The organism is Janthinobacterium foliorum, assembly GCF_978021625.1.
This window is the reverse complement of the sequence record NZ_CDXDQE010000006.1, coordinates 149662-169609: the sequence shown is the minus strand read 5'-3', so window position 1 is coordinate 169609 and position 19948 is coordinate 149662. Positions and strand designations below refer to the sequence as shown.

Here is a 19948-nt window from a genome sequence, read left to right as displayed (position 1 = left end):
CTGCAGTCTACCCTTGTCAGAACGCATAGGACAAGGTCAGGCGAACGGAACGGGGTTCGACGGGATGAAAATGCCGGTCATTCACGCCCTCGGCCGCCTCGCCGGGCAGGCGCGAGGCATAGTAATAATCGATGTCGCTGGCGCGCTTGTCGAACAGGTTGAAGACGTCCAGCGACAGCCTGGTCTTGCGGTTGAGCCGGTACGCCAGGCGCGCGTACGCCAAAGTCGTCGAGGCGGAACGCACGCTGTTGTCCTCGATCAAGGGACGGGGGCCGAAGTAGCGCAGCTGGAAGGCGCCAGACCACGGGCCCTGGTCCGTCACCGTCACGCCAAATGACGCCACCTTGTCGATCGAACCGGGAATGAAATTGCCGGCCGGATCGTTTTCCGTGTAGCGCGAGCGCGAGGCGGCCAGGTCCAGGTCGAACAGCAGCCACGGCGCGGCAATATAGTGGTTGTTCCACTCGATGCCGTGGCGGCGGCTGGCCCGGCTCGGCTCCGTCTCGCCCGCATCGCCCACGAACAGCAGTTCCGAGGCGATATCGAGCCGCCACAGGGCCAGCGAGCTTTGCAGGCCCGGCAGCCATTCCGTGCGCGCGCCCAGTTCCATGCCCTTCGTCGGCACCAGCGGCGTGACGGGCGTCGACGCCTCGCCGTCAGGCAGGCGCGTCTGCGTCGTGCCCCGCGCATCGTTGCTATGAAAACCCTTGCCATAGTTGACGAAAAACTCCGTCTTGCGCCATGGACCAAGTATCAAAGACAGCTTCGGCGACACCACGTGGTCGTTCGCCGTGCCGCTGTTGCCGTCTATGCTGCTGGCCACCTTGAAACGGTAGGCGTCATAGCGCAAGCCCGCCACCGAGCGCAGCCACGGCAGCCACTGCACGGTATTTTCGCCATACAGGCCGATGCTGCTCTCGCGCACGCGGTCTTCGCGCACCGTGCTTTGCCGGATGCGCTCCACCGTGTTGTACAGGCCGACGGGCGACAGCCGGTCGTAGCGCGCCTGCACGCCCAGCTTGTTGCGCATGGCCAGGCCTGCCACCTCGCTGTTCCAGCTTTCAGCGGCGTTTACGCCCGCCACCGTGCGCCGTTCGCTCTGCTGGAACTGGTCGCCCGCTGCCGGATCAGCGAGGAAATACGTGAAATCGCTATTGAGTTCCAGCTGCGAGCGGATCACATAGGCGTCGACTTCAAACAGGCGCTGCTCCGTGCGCTTGCGCATGGCATACGACAGGCTGTAGCGCGACGTGTCGCCGCCGTCGCTGGGCGCCAGGCTGCCGAAGCGGCCGATCTGGCCGGATGCCACGGCCCGCAGCGGCACCTGGTCCGTGGCATTCCAGCTATTCCTGTAGGCCATGCCCGTCACGCTGAAGCCGTCGTCCTGCGTGCCCTGGCTGTAGCGCAGCACGCCGCTGTATTTGCGCACGCTTTCCGGCACGTCCCAGGGACCGTTGTTGCGGTTCACTTCCAGGCCGTACAGCAAGGTGCCCGGCCCGGCGCCGAATGCGTCGGCGACGACGCCGCGCACGTAGCCGTGCTGGCCGATGGATACGCTGGCCTGGCCCTGCGGCAATTTGTCGGCCAGGCGGATGCGGGCACTGCCCGCCGAGGCGAAATCGCCTTCGCTGGCGAAATACGGCCCCTTCTTGTAGTCGATGCGCTGCACCAGTTCGGGAATGAGGAAATTGAGGTCGGAATAGCCTTGCCCGTGCGCATGCGTGCGCATGTTGACGGGCATGCCATCGACGTAGGTGGCGAAATCCGTACCGTGATCGAGGTTGAAGCCGCGCAGGAAATACTGGTTGGCCTTGCCGTCGCCGCTGTGCTGGGTGACGATCAGCCCCGGCACGAATTCCAGCAATTCCCCCGTGCGCAGGGCGGGCCGGTTGACAATCAATTCGGTAGTGATGACGCCCTGGCTGGCCGCATCCGAGGTGCCGACGGCGTTGTCGTAGTGGCCCGTCACGCGCACCGTGCGCGTGGCATCTGCGACTGGCGTGGCCTCCGCCGCCCCTTGCGCCCCCGCCTGGCGCCCCATGCCCAGCAATGCCAACGCACAAGCTGCCACCAGTTTGCTTTTTCTCAATCGCATCGCGTCTCCAGTTTTTATGATGTCAGTACGGGCCGTTCGTACTGGTCTAGCCTACCCGATATATACGTACCCGGACGACTTTCCGGATTCAGCCTTTTTTGAAGAAACCCAAGGACGCCACCGTGGACCCGACCGACAGCGCAGGCAAGACCACGAAAACCGTCACCGCCGCCGCGCGCAAGCGCGACGTGCTGCCCTACATCCTGCTGTTCATCCTGCTGGCGGGCTTGCTGGCCGTACTGGCGGGCGCCGTGCTGCCTCCCCATTACGACGCCGTGCCGGCGCTGCTGTGGAGCCTGGGCTTTTGCGTCAGCGGCATGCTGCTGGGCTTCTTGTTCGGCATCCCCCGCACCCTGCCTTCGGGCACCGTGAACATGGCGCCCGATGACAGGCGCAACGGCAAGAGCCGCGCCACCGACGAGCCGGCAGCGACGGCCGCCGGCGCCGGCGCCGACGCGAATCCCGCTACCGCCAGCAATACCCTGTTCCTGGGCACGCCCACGCCCATGGAGATCAATTCCAACCTGGTGGAAGTGTCGGACTGGCTGACGAAAATCATCGTCGGCGTGGGCCTGATCGAGTTGAAAAGCCTGCCCGGCAGCGCCCGCAGCATGGCCGCCTTCATCGCCCCCAGCCTGGCCATCGACACGGCCACGGCCATGGCGGTGGTCGGCGGCATCATGCTGTTCTTTTCCGTGCATGGCTTTTTGATCGGCTACCTGCTCACGCGCATTTATCTCTCCATCATGATCAAACGCGCCGACAGCCTCGTCAAGAACGAGTCCGTGCGCCTGGAAAGCGGCAAGGAAATCGAAGTCACGGAACTGAGCCGCTTGCAGCAAAAGTCGCTGGACGACATGCAGGAAGCCGTCACCCAGCTGCTGCTGGCGCACCAGCAGGACGGCGCACCCGCCGTCGCGGCCCTGGCCGGCATGCCGACGGCGCAAAAGCCCGCCAGCCTGGTGCTGTGGCTGGACGACCACCCGCGCAACAACACCTTGCTGGTGGAACAGCTGGAACGGGAAAACATCAAGGTGGACCAGGCCGTTTCGATGCGGCAGGCCCTGGCCATGCTGCAGCAGAAGCGCTATGCGCTGCTGATCACGGACATGGCGCGGGCGGAGAACGGGCGGAGGATCAAGGACGCGGGCGTGCGCACGGTGCGCGACGTGCGCCAGGCGCATGCCGATCTGCCCATCATCGTGTATTGCAGCAAGGACACGCTGGCCAGCTACGGCACGGAAGCGGAAGCGGCCGGCGCCCGCTTCATCACCACCTCGGGCACCAGCCTGCTGGCGGCCGTCAACAAGCTATTGCACGAGCAACAGGGCGCTGGCAGCTAGTCGTCCGCGCGGCAAGGGTAGCTGCCCACATGGCGCAGCGCGCTGCGCTGCGGATGCGCGAGCTGGTTGGGCGAAAAGACGCACACGCCCGTGTCGGCCAGCAGGCCCTGCGCATCCGCGCACGCCTGCGCCAGCCAGCTGCCGCCATACGACGCGCCATCGAGCAGCTGCGCCAGCGGTGCCGGCGCTGGCAGCATGGCGCTTTCAAAACAGGCAGGCTCATACTGCGTCAAGCCCGTTTCCAGGAAAAAAGGCGGCGGCAGCGCGTCGCCATCGTCCGTGTAGGCGGGCGCCAGGTAGGCCTGCAGTTCTTCCCAGCTGGCAAAGCGGCCGCTGCAGACAAATACGTGGACGACCGGCAAGGTGAAGGCCAATTACAGCTTCTCCATCTTTTGCCGCACGGCGGGCGCCATCGACGCCGTCGGCGCCAGTTCCAGATAGGTCTTGTACGCCGCCCTGGCCTTGGCCGGCTCGCCTGCCCGGGCATATGCGTCGCCCAGATTCAGGTAGGCGATGGCGCGCGAGGGGTCCATCCTGACCGTGTTTTCAAACCAGCGGGCCGCTTCGCGGTATTTTTCCTGCTTGTAGAAGACAAAGCCCAGGTTGTTCGCCGCCAGCGCGAAGTCGGGGCGCAGTTTCAGCGCTTCCGTGAATTGCGCTTCCGCCGCCGCATACTGTTTCTCCTTGTACAGCTGCAAGCCGCGGTCGTTGGCCCGCTGCGCCAGCTGGCGCGCCGAGGTCGGCACGGCGCCCGGCGTGACGATCTTCTGTTCGCCGCCCTGCAAATCCTTCACCGTCACGCTCGCTTCCACCGGCTTGGCATCGAGCTTGCTGTTCAAGGCAATGGCTTCCGTCGACAATTGCGTCGTCGTCGGGCTGAGGAATTCCGTCTCGCCCGGCAACTCGAAGACGAAATCGCCCCCTTCCGAGCCGGGCAGGCTGCCAAACGCGGGCGTCTGGTTTGACACGCTGGAAACGGCCGGCGCCACATAGGCCGCCAGTTCCGTCGCCGTAATAAGGCCGTCTCCGTTGAGGTCAGCCTTGCCGGCCAGGCCTTGCAGCAGGGTCCAGGTGAAGACGGAATGGCCGTTCGGCCCGCCATCGGCCACCAGCTGGTCGCCGCCGCCGGCCGTCAGCATCTGCCGGCCGATGCGCTTGGCGTTGTCGCGCAGGAAGTTGGTGGAACCGGCGCCGCGCGTCAGGCCCAGGCCGCTGTAGCAGGCATCCATGACGAAGAACGCATGCTTGGCGGTGAGACTCTCCGCGATATTCTGGATTTCCGTCATCGGAATCGCGTCCGTGGCAAATTGCGCCGGGTCGGAATCGGCCGGCACGATGTAGCCCAGGTCGCGCCCGGAACTGAGCTTGCGCGTGGCGCCGTGGCCGGCGAAAAAGACGAAGATGCGGTCATTCTTTTGCACCCCGCCGTGGGCCAGCTTGTCGTGGAAGGCGGCCAGGATGTTGTTGCGCGTCGCCTCGCCATTTTTCAGGGTCACGACACGTTCCGGCGCGAAGGCGAATTTCTCGATCAGGGTTTCGCGGATGCCTTGCGCATCGCGCACCGCGTACTGCAGTTTCGGCCATTTGGCATAATCGTCGATGCCGATCACCACGGCCCAGGAATTCGCATAGCCAGTGCTCACGGGCACTTTGTCCGGCGTGGGCGCCGTGCTTTTCGCCACCTGGAAACTCGTGCCATCCCAGCCGGCGAACTGGTAGCCTTCCGCGATCAGCTTGTCCAGCACGGCCGGCAAGGCTTTCACCGTGCGCTCATGGATGTCGTGGAACAGGACGATGCCGCGCCCCGCCTTGTCGACGGAGGCCAGCACCCGGTTCGTGATGGAGCTGGGCACGGGGTCGGCCCAGTCCAGCGAATCGATATTCCACATCACGGATTTCAAATGCGCATCGGCCAGCGCGGCCATGCCTTCGCTGTTGCGCGCGCCATAAGGAAAGCGGAACAGCGCAGCCCGCTCGGGACTGATGGCCTTTAATAAGGTATCCGTGCCGAGGATTTCGCCTTTCAGCTTGTCGCCCGTCTGCTTCGACAATTGTGCGTGGCTGAAACTGTGGTTGCCCACGGCATAGCCTTCCTTCATCAGCTTGCGGCTCACTTCCGCGCCCGCGTTCAGCTTGGCGTGGCCTTCCGCGTCCAGGCTGCCCAGGTTGCGGCCCACGTTGAAAAACACGGCCGGCACGCCGTACTGTTTCAAAATGGCGCTGATTTCTTCCGTGTAGCGGCGGTGCGGGCCGTCGTCAAACGTCAGCACGATGGTTTTTTTCGGCAAGCCCAGGCCAAAGATTTCCGCTTCCTCTTTTTTGGGCACGGGCTTGGCTTCCGGCACGGTGCCGGCCGGAGGTAGCGCATACGGCACGACGATGCCGTTTTCCTTCAAGATCTGTTCGCGGCTGTAGAGCTTTTTCAGCTGCGCCACGTAGTCGTCCCACCGTTCACGCTTGAGTTCGATGGCGCGCTGGCCCAGGTTGCCGAAAATCTGCCGGATTTCCTTCTCGTAATTGCGCTCGATCTCGCCCAGCGCGTCGAGGTCTTCCGAAATGCGCTTGTGCAGCTTGATGGCTGGCAGGGAGGTATCCTTGGCCACGTCCGCCAGCATGCTTTGCAGCAGCTCGCGGAAGGCCAGGCGGTCCGCGTCGTACAGGCCGGGATCGGATTCGACATAGGTGAGCAGGCTGTCGAGCGCTTCGAAGCGGCCCGGATTGGCGGGCGCCGTCAGCTGGTCCAGCGCCGCGTCCAGCCTGGCGATGCGTTCCTGGTTTTCATGGAACAGGGCCTGCCCCACCTTGCGCGCCTCGTCGCGCGCGCCTTCGGGCAAACTTTGCTCGTCGGCCAGCAGCACGATGATCTTGCGGAAGTTGGCCAGCAGGTCGCGGAACTGGCTGGCCACGGCGGCCGTGTCCGCTTCGGTCTGCGGCGCGGCGGCCGCATTGCCCGAGACGGGCGCGCCAGGCGTGGCCGTGGCGGCGGGACGGGTCAACGTGTAAATGCCGGCCCCAGCGGCGAGTGCCACGACGACGGTGGCGGCGATCTTGATCGGCTTGGAAGTCACAGGCTTGTCATTCCCTTCACATACTATGCATAAAATTCAGATGGCGCGGATGCGCACGATGCATAATTGTAGAGCACGCTTGGCAAAATGCTCATCCGCACGCTGAATTTCGGCAATAATATGGCCGTAAATATGGCAATCAGGCTCCGCTGAACATAAAAACAGGAAAGATGATGCACAAGAAACTCTGCGCCGCTGCGCTGATGCTGGGAATGGCCCTGATGCTGCTGCAACTGCGCGCGCATGCGGGCGACGGGGTGGTGAAACTGGTGGGGCGCGTGTGCCTGCCGCACTAAGCCGCGCCCCGCAGTGAAGCACGCCCACTCGGTGAAAAACATTCTCTTCTTGCTGCGCTACACCTTGGCCGGTTCCCAGTAATTGGCCAGGCCCAGTTTTTTCAAGCCGGCCGCCACGAAGCGCGGCTCCAGCAATTCTTCCGCCGTCAGGGGCTGGCGGATCAATTTTTGTTCCTGCGCAAACGCCAGCACCCGGCGGTAATGGCGGTACACGGCGTCGTCGTAGAGGGGCGACCAGCGCTCCTTCCACTGCAAGCCCGGATCGTCGTAGCTGCGCCGCACCACGCTGTCGGGCGTGCCGTTGCGCGTGCCATCCTTGATCACGGCTTCGCGGTTGCCGTCCAGCGCCGCCCAGTGCTGGGCCCGCAGCCAGGCCGTGGCCACCAGTTCGGCGATGTCGGGATGGGCTTGCGTAAAGTCGCGCCGCGCCCACAGTTCCGCCCGCATTTTTCTCTCTGGCAAGCCCTTGCTGGACCAGATGATGCGGCCGATGCCCTTGTCTTCCAGCGGATAGCCATTGATCATGAACAAGGCATCGACGGCGCCCGTGGCCAGGGCCGCCGTGCCAGGCTTGAGGTCCATGTTAATCAGGCGGAAATCCGTGGGCGACATGCGCTGGTCGGCGATCAGCTGGCGCAAGCCCAGTTCCCACGGCCGGCCCCGGTGCACGCTGATGCGCTTGCCCTTCAGCTCGGCCAATGAGGTGGCGCGCGAAGCGGTGGGCACCAGCAGGAACTGGTCCGTGCCCCGCCCTGCCGGCACGATCACCTGCGTGCGCACGCCGCCCGCGTTGAGTATGACGGACGGCAAGTCGCCATACGCGGCCATGTCGATGCGCCCGCTGGCGAACGCTTCGTTCATGGTCGCGCCCGTATCGCCCGTGACGGGCAGCCATTCCAGCCGCACGCCACGCTGCTTCAGTTCGCGCGCCAGCCAGCCTTCCTGCTGTACCCGGTAAGCGATGCCGCCCAGCTCCGCCCTGCCGTTTTCCGCAAAGCCCGTCGAGGCGATGCGCAGGGCCGCCAGCGGCGCCCCCGCCGTCTTCGCCGCCGCTGCCGCCTGTCCCGCCAGGGGCAGCAAGGCCAGCCCGCCCATCACCGTGCGTCGCCGCATCGCATTCTCCTCATCATCAAGCATGGCCACTGTCGACGTGCTTCCCGCTCAAGCCGCCCGGCGCGTCTGCGCCAGCGCCGCTTCCAGGGGACGGGGATCGATCCAGGCGCGCACGTCGACCTTGCTGGGCAGGAAATTCCAGCGGAACAGGAAGTCGCTGAAATCCTGCAAGCCGGCCACCGACGTTGCCGCCAGGTCCGTATCCAGGCGCAAATGCGCATCCTTGCCATACGCCACTTGCACCCAATGTTCGCTGGCATTCGATTCGCGCGCCAGGAAGCGCCGCGTCTCGTCCGCATGGCCGCGCGCCCACGCTTCGGCCCGTAGCACCTGCTCCACCAGGGTCACGGCGGAAGGGAAATGGTGGTCGAGCAAGTGCGCATCGACACTCAAAGTGCGCGGCGTGCCATTGTTGGCGCGGATCAAGGGCTCCGGATGGCTGCCAGTGTCGATCACCGTGTGCAAGCCGAATTGCTGCGCCAGCTGGGCGGCGGAAGCGCCTTTCAGGAAGACGGCATCCACTTCGCCCCGCAGCAAGCCCAGCAGTTCCGGGCTTTGCCCGCCGCGCCGCGTGCCGCTGAACAGGTTCACCGCCGCGCCCTTCTCCGGCGGCGTCTCGCTCTGGCCCGTCTTAATCACGTAATCGACCAGTTCCACGTCGGACACGGCCAGGCCTTCCAGGCTGAGGGCATTTTCCAGCCCCCGCAAGGCTTGCGCGCGCGCAAAGTCAATCTGCGCCCTGGCCCACAAAGGCAAGCCGAAGCGCCGGCCCTTCAAGTCGCGCACCGTCTCGATGCCGCTGCCGGGCAGGGTCAGTATCAGCTGCGTCTCTTCCGACCACGACAGGCCGATGACGCGCGTCTCGCGTCCCGCCGCGCGTGCCCACAGGGCGGGAATATTGCCGCCGTGGCGCACGGAATTTTGCAGGGTATGGTCGAAATGCGATTCGCGCACGGCTTCCTGCTCCGACTCGCGCAAGGAGCGCAAGCTGGTGCCGTCGGCGCGCAGGGCGGCTTCCAGCCAGCCCTGCTGCAGGGCGATGCCCAGGCCGGTGGGCACGGGGCAGCGCGTGTACCACAGAGTGTCGAGTGCTTGATTTTCATTGCTCATCTTGTTTCTCCAGATAGGTCGATAGGGTAGGAACTACAGCGCCATCCTGCGCGCCCATTCATTGCCATCCCACAAGCTGCTGGGATGCACATCGTGCGCCGCCCGCGCATGCGATTCGTCGAGGTCGCTGAAATCCGCATGCAAGCCATCGCGGATGGCGACAAAGCCGGCCGAGCCCCGCTGGCGGGGATGGGCCAGCGGCACATCCTGCACCCGCCGCACCTTGCCGGGACGCGCATCGAGCACGACGATGCGGTCGGCCAGGTAGACGGCTTCGTCGATGTCATGCGTGACCATCACCATGGTGATGCCCTCGTCCTGCCACAGGCGGCGCAATTCCTGCTGCAGGCGCAAGCGGGTCAGCGCGTCGAGCGCGCCCAGCGGTTCATCCAGCAGCAGCACGTCGGGCCGCCCGACCAGGGCGCGGGCAATCGCCGCCCGCTGCGACATGCCGCCCGACAATTGATGCGGATACGCGTCCGCATAGCCATCGAGGCCCACGCGCGTGATTTCCGCCGCCACGCGGACGTCGCGCTCGGCCAGCGGCACCTTGGTATTGCTGAAGGCCACGGCCACGTTCTGCTGCACCGTCAGCCACGGGAACAGGCGATGGTCCTGGAACACGAGACCGCGGCGCAGATCCGTGCCACGGATGGGCGCGCCATCGTGCAGCAGCAAGCCCGTGTAATCCGTGTCAAGGCCCGCCAGCAGGCGCAGCAAGGTGGACTTGCCGCAGCCGGACGCGCCCACGATGGCGACGAACTCACCGGGCGCAATCGTCAGCGAAATATCGTCGAGCACGGGCAGCGGCGCGCCTTTCAGCGCAAACGACTTGCTCACGTGCTGCACCTGCAGCCCGCCGCTCAGCTGCCGCGGTTGCGGCGACAAGGCCGAAGGAGAAACGAGATCATTCATGGCGCACTCTCTGAGGTTGGGGCAAGGGAAGACACGGCTGGCGCCGTGGCACGGCGCAGCCAGCGGCTGCCGTGGAAGGACAGCCAGGCGGCCAGCCACGGCGCCAGCCAGATGAGAAAGACATTGCGCAAGCCCGTCAGGTCTGCCAGGCGGCCCGCCGCCAGCGCCCCGGCCGTGCCGCCCACCATGCCGAACAGGGTCAGGTGGGCGGAAACGCGGGCCTTGTCGACGGGCGCGCGGGCGATATTGTCCGTATTGACGAGGTTATTCACGCCCAGTCCCAGGCCCAGCAGCACGGACGCGCCCAGGTAGGCGATGCTGGAGGGCCACAACCCCAGGATCAGCAAGGCCCCCATGATGGCCAGGTGCGCGCCACCGTACAGCTGTTCGCGGTAGCGGCTGGCCAGCACGAAGCGCCCAAGTAACAGCAGCACGAGCACGCAGCTCAGGCCCTGCACGGCCATCAGCCAGACGGCATGGTGCGCGGGCCAGTGCAGCACGCGGATGGCCAGCAGGATGGAAAACACGCCCACGCTGGACGCCGTGAAGCTGGCAAGGATTTCGAACAGATACGTGCTGCGCACGATGGGCAGGCGCAGCAGGTCGCGCAGGCTGGCCGCGCCCGGCAGCGACGCCTGTCCCGCCGGCTTGCGCGGCGCCGTATTGCTGGGCAAAGTATTGTTGGGCAATACGTGCCAGCCCAGCACGGCCAGGATGGCGAACATCAGGGCGGAAACCAGGAAACCCGCCTTCAGCCCCATCTGCGCGATCAGGTAATTGCCGCACAGGGGCCCGAGAAACTGCATGCCGAGGATCAGGGTGCCCTTGTACCAGCCCGCCTTGCCCTGCCCCAGTTCCGGCAGGCGCACGAGGAACACGGTGCTCATGGCCACGATGCGCAGCGAGATGCACAGGCCCACCAGGAACATCAGCAGGGCCACCCACTGCCAGCCTGGCAGCCACGGCAGCACGCAAAAGGCCAGCGCCAGGCTCAGGCTGACACCGGCGTACAGGTGCTTCGGGTTGCCGCGCGACAGAATATAGCCAGCTGGAATGGTGCCCAGCGCCATGGCCAGGGTCTCCGCGCTGCTGATCGCGGCCAGCTGGAAATTGCTCACGTGCAAATGCAGCCCCAGCAAGGTGGCCAGCACCTTGTTCATGCCGATGGTCACGCCCGACAGCAGGGTCAATCCGATAAAACGCAGCAAGAAGGCGCGCAGCTCCCCGTCACGGGCGCTAACGGCCGCCTCCGCCGTCAATGGCAAGGATTCACTCACTGCTGCGCCCCTTCACCAGCAGGCGCGCGAGCCGCGCAAACGCCATGTTCATGGCCTGCGCCAGCAGGGCGATCACCAGCACGGCCAGCAGCACGACATCCATGCGGCCCGATACTTCGCCGTTGAGCAGCAAGGAACCCATGCCGGGGCCGGCCGCGAACAGCAGTTCGCCGCCCAGGCACGCCAGCCAGGCAAAGGCCAGCGCATGCGTGACACCCGTGACGATGGCCGGCATGGCGCCCGGCAGCAATATCTGGCGCAGGGTCTGCCAGCGCGTCAGGGTCAGCACCTGCCCCACTTCGCGCAATCTGCCTTCCACCTGGCGCATGCCCGCATACGTGTTGAGCACGGTGGGATAAAAGGCGGCGATGGCGATCACCAGCAGCTTGGCGCCGTCGCCATTGCCCACCCACAAGCCCAGCAAGGGGATCAGGCCCAGCAAGGGAACCTGGCGGATGCTGTGGAACAGGGGGCCGATCAGGCGGTCCGCCAGCGGCGACTGCGCCATCAGCGCGCCCGTGACGATGCCGGCGCTGCCGCCCAGCAGCAGGCCGGCCACAGTCCGGCCCAGGCTGGCGCGCAGATGCACCCACAGCTCGCCCGTGACGAGCAGGTCGCGCAGGCTGTGCGCCAGGTCGCCCAGGGAGACAAAGATGTAGGCGGCGGCCGCGCCCTGGCCGGACGCCCATTGCCAGGCGCCCAGCAAGGCCAGCGGCAACAGCGCGCCCTTGAGGAGCAATAGCAGACGCGGCTTCATGCGGACGCTCCCTTGCCGCTGCCGCTGTCACTACGCTTCCAGCGCATCAGCCGTGCTTCCAGCGCATGGCAAGCCCGGTCCAGCCCGAAGCCGATCACGCCCGTCAGCACCACGCCCACCATCACCACGTCGAGGCGGAACATTTGCCGGCCCATTTCCATCATCTGCCCCAGGCCGCTGTCGGCGGCCAGCAATTCCGCGCCCACCAGCACCATCCACGAACGCGACAGGGCGATGCGCATGCCTGTCAGCGCGGCCGGCACGATGGCCGGCAAAACGATCAGGCGGATGCGCTGCCAGCGCGAAAAGCAATACACTTGCGCGACTTCGAAATAGCGCTGCGACAGGTTGCGGATGGCGTCGTGCACGGCCAGCGCGACGATGAAGAAGCTGGCCTTGGCGACGATAAACACCTTGAAACTCTCGCCTATGCCGAACAGCAAGATAAACAGGGGGATCAGGGCGACAGTGGGCAGCTGGCGCAAGACATTGAAGGTGGGGTCGACATAGGTGCGCAAGCCGGGGGACAGGCCCAGCACGACGCCAAAGGCCAGGCCACAGCTGGCGCCCAGGCCGAATCCCGCCAGCAGGCGGAACAGGCTGATGCCCAGGTGCTGGCCGAGTTCGCCGCTTTCGGCCAGGTCGCGGGCCGTCAGCAGCACTTGCCACGGCGACATCAAAATGTGCGCAGGCATCCATTCGAAGGTGGTGGCGGCCGTCCATAGCAGCAGCAAGGCGAGCGGCGACGCCCACACGGACCAGGGCGAGCGCACGAAGCGCCGCAGCAAGGGGACAGAGGCGGCACGCGCTGGCGCGGGAGCGCGCGGCAAGGCAATGGCGCGGGCGATGGAAGTCATGGCGTCCAGTAGGTTTGCAGTTTCAATTGCGCCAGCGCCTGGTTGACGAACTGGGGCGCGAACAGGCTGTCGACCTGCAGGGGCCGCCCGATCAGGCCCGCGCTCTTCGCATACGCCGCCTCGCCCACGTAATGCTGGCGCAGGCCGGCCGTAAACAAGGGCGACCAGCGCGCCTGCCACGGCGTGTGGTCGCCCGCCAGTTCGCGCCGCACGACGCTTTCCACCTGGCCGGCAGCCGCTTCGGTGCGCACATAGTCGGCTTCGCCGCCGGCGCCAGCGGCCCGGTGGTGCTCGCGCACATAGGCCGTCACCACCAGCTGGGCCAGCTGCGGATAGCGCTGCAGGAAACCGCTGTCGGCCCACAGCTCGGCCCGCATCTTCCAGTCCTGCGGCGGCGCCTTGCTCGACCAAATGATCTTGCCCACCTTTTTATCTTCCAGCAGGAAGGCGTCGCTGAGCGTGAAGAAGGCATCCGCGCCGCCCGTCGCCACGGCTGCCGCGCCCGCCTGTGGATTGAGGTTGAGAATCTTCACATCGCGCAAGGTCATGCCATTCGCTTCCAGCAGGCGCGCGAACGGGTATTCCCACGGCCGGCCCCGGTGCAGGGCGATCTTCTTGCCCTTCAATTCCTTGATGGATTTCACCGTGGAACCGTTCGGCACCACCAGGTAAGTATTGTTGGCGCTGCCGCCGGGCAGGATCAGCCGCGTCTGCAAGCCCGAGGCATTGGCGATAATCGAGGGCAAGTCGCCATACTGGGCCAGGTCGATCGACCGGTTGGCAAACGCCTCGTTGACTTGCGTCGCCACGGAATTGGTGGTGACGGGCACCCATTCCAGCTTCACGCCCAGCTTGCCCAGCTCGGCCGCCAGCCAGCCCGCTGACGCGACTTGGGCGGCCGAGCCGGCAAACACGGTCTTGCCCGATGGCGCCGTGCGGGCCACGACGGCGATGCGCACGGCGGCCGGCAGCGGCTCGGCGGCGGCCGCGAAGGCTGGCGCCAGCAGGCTGGCGGCCACGATGGCGGCAGACAGCTTGCGCCAGCTCAAACCTAATAATTTCAATGACATTGCGGACCTGTTCTTGATTAAAGATCATTCAGACAGCGACGCTTGAGAACAGCGTCGCGCGCGGCAGCGCCTGTGGCCGGGAAGCTGCCGTGCCTGGGCACAAGCGAGCATCACAGGCCGCAAGGCGCGACGCGCAGCAGCTTTGCTCAGGTGTTGACCAAGTCGGTGGCGGGCAGCAGGGACAGCGCGCGCGCCGTATCGATCAGCTTGCTCATCTTCCATTGCTGCAGCAGCACGCCGGGGCCGAAATCGCGGGAACCGCCGATGGCTTCGGCCGCGATCTGGATCTGTGCGCCCTCTTCCAGCAGCAGGATGAACTCGGCCAGCTTCAGCAAACCCTGCTTGCCCCATACGGTGGCGCCGCCATTCGCTTCCAGGATGGCCGTGGCATGCGTGTTGCGGGCGATTTCGCCGAGGATGAAATCGACTTCCGGCTGGCGGCGGTCGATATAGATGGGAATTTCGCGCACCAGCTGGTAGCGCTGCACGGGCACGTAGCGGATCGGCAGGGTGCGGTGCGTCTGCGCCCACGCGCCCAGCGATGGCGAGTGCACGTGCGAAATCGAGGTCACTTCCGGCCGTTCGCGGAACAGCTTCAGGTAGCGCGCGCCGCCGTTGTTCGCGTCGCCCGCAAGCACCGTGCCGTCCAGCGCCAGCACGGCCGCCTTCAGGGGCTGGCCGCGGCGGAACGGGCCGGGATCGTTGACCACCACGACCTTGTCGCCGCCCGGCGTGCGCTCGACGAAGCCCACCGTGCCGTTGGCCGTCAGGCTGCCCGTCTCGCGCAAGCCGTCGAAGGCCGTCTGCGCATCGCGCCGCACCTGCTCCACGAAGGCCAGTTCGGCCGCCGTCAACTCCTGCACCTGTACTTGTTGTGCTTCTGCTTGTGCCACGTCCGTCATGTCATGCTCCATTCTGTGGGGTTGGAATACGGGTCTGTCCTGCCTCTACTTTTGCAAGACGCATGCCAGCGCCAGGGCCGGGGAAATGCGGGAATGCTGCTGCCTGCGCAGCAGCGGCTGCTGGCATGGCAGCAGCATGGCGGATGCGCGCTGTCGGCCAGCCAGCAGGCACAATCCGGGCGCCGATCCGGCGGCTCAGACACCGGCAGCAGGCATGTTTCGTGCAGCGTTCGGTCTTCCTCACCTCACCAAGGAATCCCATGACTACCGAAACTGTCCCCGCCGTCGATACCGTCTGGTTCACGCGCTGCCCCGTTCCCACGGCCACGGGCCTGGCGTATAAGCTGGGCTGGCTGGACGCGGAATTCGCCCGCGACGGCATCGCGTTAAAGACCCTGCAGGAAGTGGGCGGCGAACTGGCGCGCCACCATTACGACCACGGCCTGTCCACGCTCGTGCGCGAAGGCGGCAACCTGCTGGCCCTGCCCGCCCGCGCGCAAGGGGCGCCCACGCGCCTGATCGGCCTGACCTGGATCGACGAGTGGCAAGCCATCCTCGTGCGCCCCGGTTCCGGCATCGCCACGCCCGCGCAGCTGCAGGGCAAGCGCCTGGCGCTGCCCGCGTTCCGCGCCGAGGACTTGCGCGACAACCGGCGCGGGCGCAGCATTGCGCGCGGCATGAGCCTGGCCGGCTACAAGGGCGTGCTGGCCTCGGCCGGCCTCACGCTGGACGATGTGCAACTGGTGGAAGTGGGAGCCGAGGCGCCAGCGCAAGCCAATCTGGGCGCGGGCCTGTGGCAGGGCATCGCGCCGCTGCTGCGCGGCGAAGTCGATGCCGTCTACGTGAAAGGCGCGGCGGCGGCCGAAGCGGCCCGCGCGGCGGGGCTGGAAGTGGGCATCGCCATCGACGCCCTGCCCGACCGGCGCTTCCGCGTGAATAACGGCACGCCGCGGCCGATCACCGTGCATGAATCCATGCTGGAACAGCATTTCGAGCTGGTCGTGCGCTTTTTGACGCAGACCCTGCGCGCCGCGCACTGGGCGCGCAGCCACAAGGAGGACGTGCTGGCCATCCTGCAGGGCGAAACGCGGGCCGGTGCCGACGCCGTGGCCGCAGCCTACCGCGACGGTTTTCATTTGACGCTGGCGCCCGACCTGTCCGAGGAAAAAGTGGCACTGTTCCGCCAGCAGAAAAACTTCCAGCTGCAGCACGGCTTCCTGGACCGCGACGTGGATATCGATGCGTGGATCGACCGCCGGCCACTGGAAGAGGCGCAGCGGCGCCTCGACGCGCTGCTGCACGTGGCTGCATAAGGTTGCGGCATGAGCGACAAGGCCGGCGATTGCGCCGGCCTTTTTTACGTCAGCCACGCATGATCAGAACTGGATGGCATACGACGCCCCCACCGTGCGGCCCTGGCCGATGATGACAGTGTCGCCATTCACGGAACCGGGCACGAAGCTGGTCAGCGTATGGTTGCGGTACACCTTGTCGGCCAGGTTGTTCGCATACGCCGTGATGCGCTGCTTGCCGCCCGGGAGCACGTAGGACAGGCGCGCATTGGCCAGCGCGAAGCCGCCCTGGTTCAGCAAGTCGCGCGCGGCGCTTTGCGGGTCGACATAGTAGTACTGCTTCGACGTGTAGCGCACGTCGCCGCTGAAGACCAGCTGCGCGCCATTGCCCAGCGGGTAACGGTAGTCGGCCGCCAGCAGGGCCGTCACGTGGGGCGAACGCACGAATTCGTTGCCGGAGCGGTCGCCGCCATTATTCTGGATGGCGAAGTCGTCGAACTCCGTGCGCAGCAGGCCCAGGTTGGCGTTGATATGCAGGTTGTCCGTGGGCTGCGCCTCGATCTCGAATTCCGCGCCGTTCACATGCGCCTTGCGCACGTTCTGCAGGTAGCTGACGTTTTGCGTCGGGTCGCCGTTGTACACGCCCGTGATATTCACCTGCACGTTCTTGTAGTCATAATGAAAAACGTTGGCGTTGAAATTGAGGCGCCCGTCCAGCCATTCGGACTTGATGCCCGCCTCGACGGAGTTCAGGGTTTCCGGCTGCACCGTGTTCAGCGCCCGCACGTCCGTGGCGCTGGTGTTGTAGCCGCCCGACTTGATGCCGTGCGCGTATTTCAGATAGCCGCGCAAGGTGCGGCTGAAACGGTATTCGGGCGTCACGTCGTACGTCAGCGCATTCCACGTGGTCGAGGGATTCGACGTGAAGTTATTGTTGGCCACGGAGGCGGCCGTGTAATTGCCGCCTTGCACCGTGTTCCACCAGTTGGACGGGTCGCCGAACGTCACCGTGTTCGATGCGGCCTGCACGCGCCGCAGGTTCAGGTCCTTGGTCTCCGTCGTCCAGCGCAGGCCGAAGGTGGAGAGGAACTGCTCGCTGAAATTGACGGTCGTGCTGCCGAAGATGGCCGCGCTGCGCGCCTTGTGCTGGTAGACGCTGCGGTTGTAGCCGACGGGCTGCGTGCTGCCCGCCAGCGCCGGCACCGTGCCGTTGGGCAGGCGCGCGCCAGCCGAATCGGAATCGATCTTTTCATTGAAATAAAACAGGCCCGCCACCCAGCTCAGGGTGCCGTTCTGCGGCGACGTCAATCGCAGCTCCTGCGACACTTGCCGGCTGCTGGCCTTGGAGCGGCTGCGTCCCACCTCCAGCGGCGTGTTGTCGCTGTCGCCCGTCGCTTCGTTGCGGAAGTTTTCGTAGCCCGTGATCGAGGTCAGGGTCAGCTCGCCCAGCGCATACTCCAGGTTCAGCTGCGCGCCGCCCTGCTGCACCTCGCTGTCGGCCGGCGCATTCGTGCTCACGTCGTCGGGATTCGTGCTGGGAATGTAGCCGTTGCGGTACACGCCATCGGCGCCATAGCTGGCCACCGTGGTGGTGGCGCCCTTGGTCGTGTAGTCGCGGTAATGCAGGTTCAGGTTGGCCGTCAGGTCGCGGCCGATCAGGGCCTTGAGCTGGCCGCGGATGGCGCTGTCCTTGAGCTTCCCGTCGCGCTCGCCCGTAAACAGGTTGTGGAAGCGGCCTTTATCCTGCTGCTCCGTGTGGAAGGAGAGGCGCCCCGCCAGCACCTCGTCGACCAGCGCGCCGCCGATGGCGCCCTCGGCCAGCTTGGTGTCGTAGCTGCCGTAGTCAAGCTTGGCATAGCCGCTGGACTTGAACGACGGCTTGCGGGAAATGACGTTGATGGCGCCGCCCGTCGTGTTCTTGCCCCACAAGGTGCCTTGCGGGCCGCGCAGCACTTCCACCCGGTCCAGGTCGAACAGGGGAAAGCCCGTGGCGCTGGAATTACTGAGGTAGACGTCGTCGAGGTAGAAGCCGACGGGATTCGGGAAATCGATCTGCTGCTGGCCCGCGCCCACGCCGCGTATCCACCAGCGCGGGCGGCCATGCTGCTGCGTGCCGGCCGAGGCGTTCGGCACGTAGTTGAGGATTTCGCTGGCCGAGCGGCCGATGCCCGTGTCGAGCAGTTCCTTGCCGCCCAGGACCGTGATCGCGCTGGGCACCTTCTGCGCCGATTCCTCGCGCTTTTGCGCCGTCACCGTCACCGATTGCAGCGAGGCGCCCTCGCCGGCGCCATTCGCGTCGGCGGTGGCGGCGACATCGGCGGCAGGCGTTTCCGCCTGCGCCATGCCTGACACGAGCACGATGCCGCCGATGGCGAAGGCCGAGCGCAGCGCGCGGCGCAGCGGGGTCGGAGGAAAGGGAAAGGAAGAAACGGCGGCGGGGGCAGTGGAACGGCGCATGGGGGATTATCCTTGAGTAAAATCAAAACGCGAGATGGTGATGACCTGCATTGCAAGGGACATGCCTGCTGCCGCAGCGCAGCAAAATACCACGTAAGCCATTGATTTAAAAAGAAGACTATCATGATGATAGGGCTGTTGATTTGGCAGCAGCGGCGTCGCCGCTTGCTGCCTGCGCGACAGCAGTCCGTGGCGCTGCTGTCGCGGCAACAGGTGGTGGAAACTACGCGGCGCGCAGCAAGGCGGTGCCATGCCCGCGCACGAGGGGCAGCACTTCCTCGCCCACCCGGTACGCTTCTTCCAGGTGCGGCGTGCTGGCCAGGATGAAGGCGTCGGCGCCCAGCTGCACCAGTTCGTCGAGGCGCTCGGCCACCTGCTGGTAGCTGCCGACGATGCCCTGCGTCTGCCCGCCGCGCAGCAGGTTGAAGCCCGACCAGATATTTGGCGCCGTGATCAGGTCCTTGTAGCTGCTCAGGGTCGTCGGGCGGTTGCCCCGCTGGCGCGCCGCGCCCACGGAGTCGCCGCCGTCCGCGCCGAGGAACTGGCGCAGGGTGGCCGCATCGACTGCCTCGAAACCCTTGCGCACCTCGTCCCACGCCTCTTCCTCCGTGGCGCGGGCCACGATATCGACGCGCACGGCGCACTTGATCTTGCGTCCCAGCAGTGCCGTCTTTTCATGCACGCGGGCGAATTTCTCGCGCAGCTGCTCGAACGGCTCCAGCCACGTCAGGTAATAATCGGCGTGCTTCGAGGCCGAACCGAGGGCCGCGTCGGAGGAGCCGGAAAAGTAAATCTCGGGGAAGTCCTGTTCCGACAGCGGCGCGGCCAGGCCCGCGTCTTCCACCTGGTAGAACTTGCCCTGGTAGGAAAACGGCCCGCCGCGCCACACGCCGCGCACCACGTCGAGAAATTCCGTCGTGCGCGTGTAGCGGTCGTCGTGGCCCGCCGAATCGCCCCACCACAGCTGCGCCGGGCCGCCGCCGCCCGTGATGACGTTGTACAGGGCGCGCCCGCCCGTGGCCCGCTGCAGGCTGGCCGTCATGCGCGCGGCCACCACGGGATTCAGGAAGCCCGGCTGGAACGGGATCATGAAGCGGAAGGTGCGCGTCTCGCGCGCCAGCAGTGCTGAAATGGCCCACGGTTCGTCCGTCATGGGAAACGACGGAATCAGTCCGCCCTGGAAGCCGGACAATTCGGCTGCGCGGGCGATCTCCGCCAGGTAGTCGATATAGGTAAAACCGTCGGCGCCGCCGCCACCGAGGCCGGCCTGGCGCAGGTTGTCATTGCCGGGAAACCAGTCGCCGCGAAACGGCGTGCGGGCGCGGTGCGAACTGGGTTCGCCATGCGTGGGAATGCGCCAGAAAAAATCGATTGCCATCAGGGATGCTCCTTCAGT

At 65.9% G+C, this 19948-nt stretch carries 16 protein-coding genes; 3 read left to right on the top strand and 13 right to left on the bottom strand.

What is annotated here, in order from left to right; genetic code table 11:
* Nucleotides 1–16: 16 nt before the first annotated feature.
* A complete protein-coding gene (locus tag ACZ92H_RS14770) occupies nt 17–2095 on the bottom strand; it encodes a TonB-dependent receptor (RefSeq protein ID WP_465049937.1) in 2079 nt (692 codons plus the stop codon).
* 98 nt (nt 2096–2193) lie between these two features.
* Between ACZ92H_RS14770 and ACZ92H_RS14765 the strand changes: the two genes are divergently transcribed.
* Nucleotides 2194–3438, top strand: a complete 1245-nt coding sequence (locus ACZ92H_RS14765; protein WP_465049936.1) for a response regulator — start codon at nt 2194–2196, stop codon at nt 3436–3438.
* On the opposite strand, the gene ACZ92H_RS14760 is transcribed toward ACZ92H_RS14765, so the two are convergent.
* Both ACZ92H_RS14760 and ACZ92H_RS14755 read right to left on the bottom strand, forming a co-directional pair.
* A complete protein-coding gene (locus ACZ92H_RS14760) occupies nt 3435–3812 on the bottom strand; it encodes an immunity 22 family protein (protein ID WP_131368990.1) in 378 nt (125 codons plus the stop codon). The genes ACZ92H_RS14765 and ACZ92H_RS14760 overlap by 4 nt on opposite strands.
* Complete coding sequence (locus ACZ92H_RS14755; protein WP_465049935.1) at nt 3813–6506, bottom strand: polysaccharide deacetylase family protein; 2694 nt, start codon at nt 6504–6506, stop codon at nt 3813–3815.
* A gap of 173 nt (nt 6507–6679) precedes the next feature.
* Between ACZ92H_RS14755 and ACZ92H_RS14750 the strand changes: the two genes are divergently transcribed.
* On the top strand, nt 6680–6802 hold the full coding sequence (locus ACZ92H_RS14750; protein WP_264372532.1) for a hypothetical protein: 123 nt from the start codon (nt 6680–6682) through the stop codon (nt 6800–6802).
* 57 nt (nt 6803–6859) lie between these two features.
* Here the strand turns inward: ACZ92H_RS14750 and ACZ92H_RS14745 are convergent, their stop codons facing one another.
* The 8 genes from ACZ92H_RS14745 to ACZ92H_RS14710 form a co-directional block, all read right to left on the bottom strand.
* Nucleotides 6860–7915: an ABC transporter substrate-binding protein gene (locus ACZ92H_RS14745; RefSeq protein ID WP_465049934.1), complete on the bottom strand. Its 1056-nt coding sequence runs from the start codon at nt 7913–7915 to the stop codon at nt 6860–6862.
* Between the two features lie 48 nt (nt 7916–7963).
* Entirely contained in the window at nt 7964–9025 is a 1062-nt protein-coding gene (locus tag ACZ92H_RS14740) for an ABC transporter substrate-binding protein (protein WP_465049933.1), read from the bottom strand.
* Between the two features lie 33 nt (nt 9026–9058).
* Nucleotides 9059–9940, bottom strand: coding sequence for an ABC transporter ATP-binding protein (locus ACZ92H_RS14735; protein ID WP_131368986.1), 882 nt, complete (start codon nt 9938–9940; stop codon nt 9059–9061).
* Nucleotides 9937–11217: an MFS transporter gene (locus ACZ92H_RS14730; protein ID WP_465049932.1), complete on the bottom strand. Its 1281-nt coding sequence runs from the start codon at nt 11215–11217 to the stop codon at nt 9937–9939. The genes ACZ92H_RS14735 and ACZ92H_RS14730 overlap by 4 nt, the downstream gene beginning before the upstream one ends.
* A complete protein-coding gene (locus ACZ92H_RS14725) occupies nt 11210–11974 on the bottom strand; it encodes an ABC transporter permease (protein ID WP_465049931.1) in 765 nt (254 codons plus the stop codon). Before ACZ92H_RS14725 ends, ACZ92H_RS14730 begins: the two co-directional genes overlap by 8 nt.
* Nucleotides 11971–12831, bottom strand: coding sequence for an ABC transporter permease (locus ACZ92H_RS14720; protein WP_131368983.1), 861 nt, complete (start codon nt 12829–12831; stop codon nt 11971–11973). Before ACZ92H_RS14720 ends, ACZ92H_RS14725 begins: the two co-directional genes overlap by 4 nt.
* Entirely contained in the window at nt 12828–13901 is a 1074-nt protein-coding gene (locus ACZ92H_RS14715; protein ID WP_465049930.1) for an ABC transporter substrate-binding protein, read from the bottom strand. The genes ACZ92H_RS14720 and ACZ92H_RS14715 overlap by 4 nt, the downstream gene beginning before the upstream one ends.
* A gap of 146 nt (nt 13902–14047) precedes the next feature.
* Complete coding sequence (locus ACZ92H_RS14710; protein WP_131368981.1) at nt 14048–14803, bottom strand: class II aldolase/adducin family protein; 756 nt, start codon at nt 14801–14803, stop codon at nt 14048–14050.
* A 260-nt stretch (nt 14804–15063) separates the two neighbouring features.
* Between ACZ92H_RS14710 and ACZ92H_RS14705 the strand changes: the two genes are divergently transcribed.
* Nucleotides 15064–16116 (top strand): ABC transporter substrate-binding protein, encoded by a 1053-nt coding sequence (locus tag ACZ92H_RS14705; RefSeq protein WP_465049929.1) that lies wholly within the window; start codon nt 15064–15066, stop codon nt 16114–16116.
* Between the two features lie 63 nt (nt 16117–16179).
* Here the strand turns inward: ACZ92H_RS14705 and ACZ92H_RS14700 are convergent, their stop codons facing one another.
* A complete protein-coding gene (locus ACZ92H_RS14700) occupies nt 16180–18552 on the bottom strand; it encodes a TonB-dependent receptor (RefSeq protein WP_465049928.1) in 2373 nt (790 codons plus the stop codon).
* Between the two features lie 223 nt (nt 18553–18775).
* Entirely contained in the window at nt 18776–19930 is a 1155-nt protein-coding gene (locus tag ACZ92H_RS14695; protein ID WP_131368978.1) for an LLM class flavin-dependent oxidoreductase, read from the bottom strand.
* Between the last annotated feature and the right edge of the window lie 18 nt (nt 19931–19948).

Bases quoted from the DNA above. Each gene is read 5' to 3' on its own strand.
- ACZ92H_RS14770 (WP_465049937.1), bottom strand. From the start codon at position 2,095: ATGCGATTGAGAAAAAGCAAACTGGTGGCAGCTTGTGCGTTGGCATTG.
- ACZ92H_RS14750 (WP_264372532.1), top strand. From the start codon at position 6,680: ATGCACAAGAAACTCTGCGCCGCTGCGCTGATGCTGGGAATGGCCCTG.
- ACZ92H_RS14745 (WP_465049934.1), bottom strand. From the start codon at position 7,915: ATGCGGCGACGCACGGTGATGGGCGGGCTGGCCTTGCTGCCCCTGGCG.
- ACZ92H_RS14740 (WP_465049933.1), bottom strand. From the start codon at position 9,025: ATGAGCAATGAAAATCAAGCACTCGACACTCTGTGGTACACGCGCTGC.
- ACZ92H_RS14735 (WP_131368986.1), bottom strand. From the start codon at position 9,940: ATGAATGATCTCGTTTCTCCTTCGGCCTTGTCGCCGCAACCGCGGCAG.
- ACZ92H_RS14725 (WP_465049931.1), bottom strand. From the start codon at position 11,974: ATGAAGCCGCGTCTGCTATTGCTCCTCAAGGGCGCGCTGTTGCCGCTG.
- ACZ92H_RS14720 (WP_131368983.1), bottom strand. From the start codon at position 12,831: ATGACTTCCATCGCCCGCGCCATTGCCTTGCCGCGCGCTCCCGCGCCA.
- ACZ92H_RS14715 (WP_465049930.1), bottom strand. From the start codon at position 13,901: ATGTCATTGAAATTATTAGGTTTGAGCTGGCGCAAGCTGTCTGCCGCC.
- ACZ92H_RS14710 (WP_131368981.1), bottom strand. From the start codon at position 14,803: ATGACGGACGTGGCACAAGCAGAAGCACAACAAGTACAGGTGCAGGAG.
- ACZ92H_RS14705 (WP_465049929.1), top strand. From the start codon at position 15,064: ATGACTACCGAAACTGTCCCCGCCGTCGATACCGTCTGGTTCACGCGC.
- ACZ92H_RS14700 (WP_465049928.1), bottom strand. From the start codon at position 18,552: ATGCGCCGTTCCACTGCCCCCGCCGCCGTTTCTTCCTTTCCCTTTCCT.
- ACZ92H_RS14695 (WP_131368978.1), bottom strand. From the start codon at position 19,930: ATGGCAATCGATTTTTTCTGGCGCATTCCCACGCATGGCGAACCCAGT.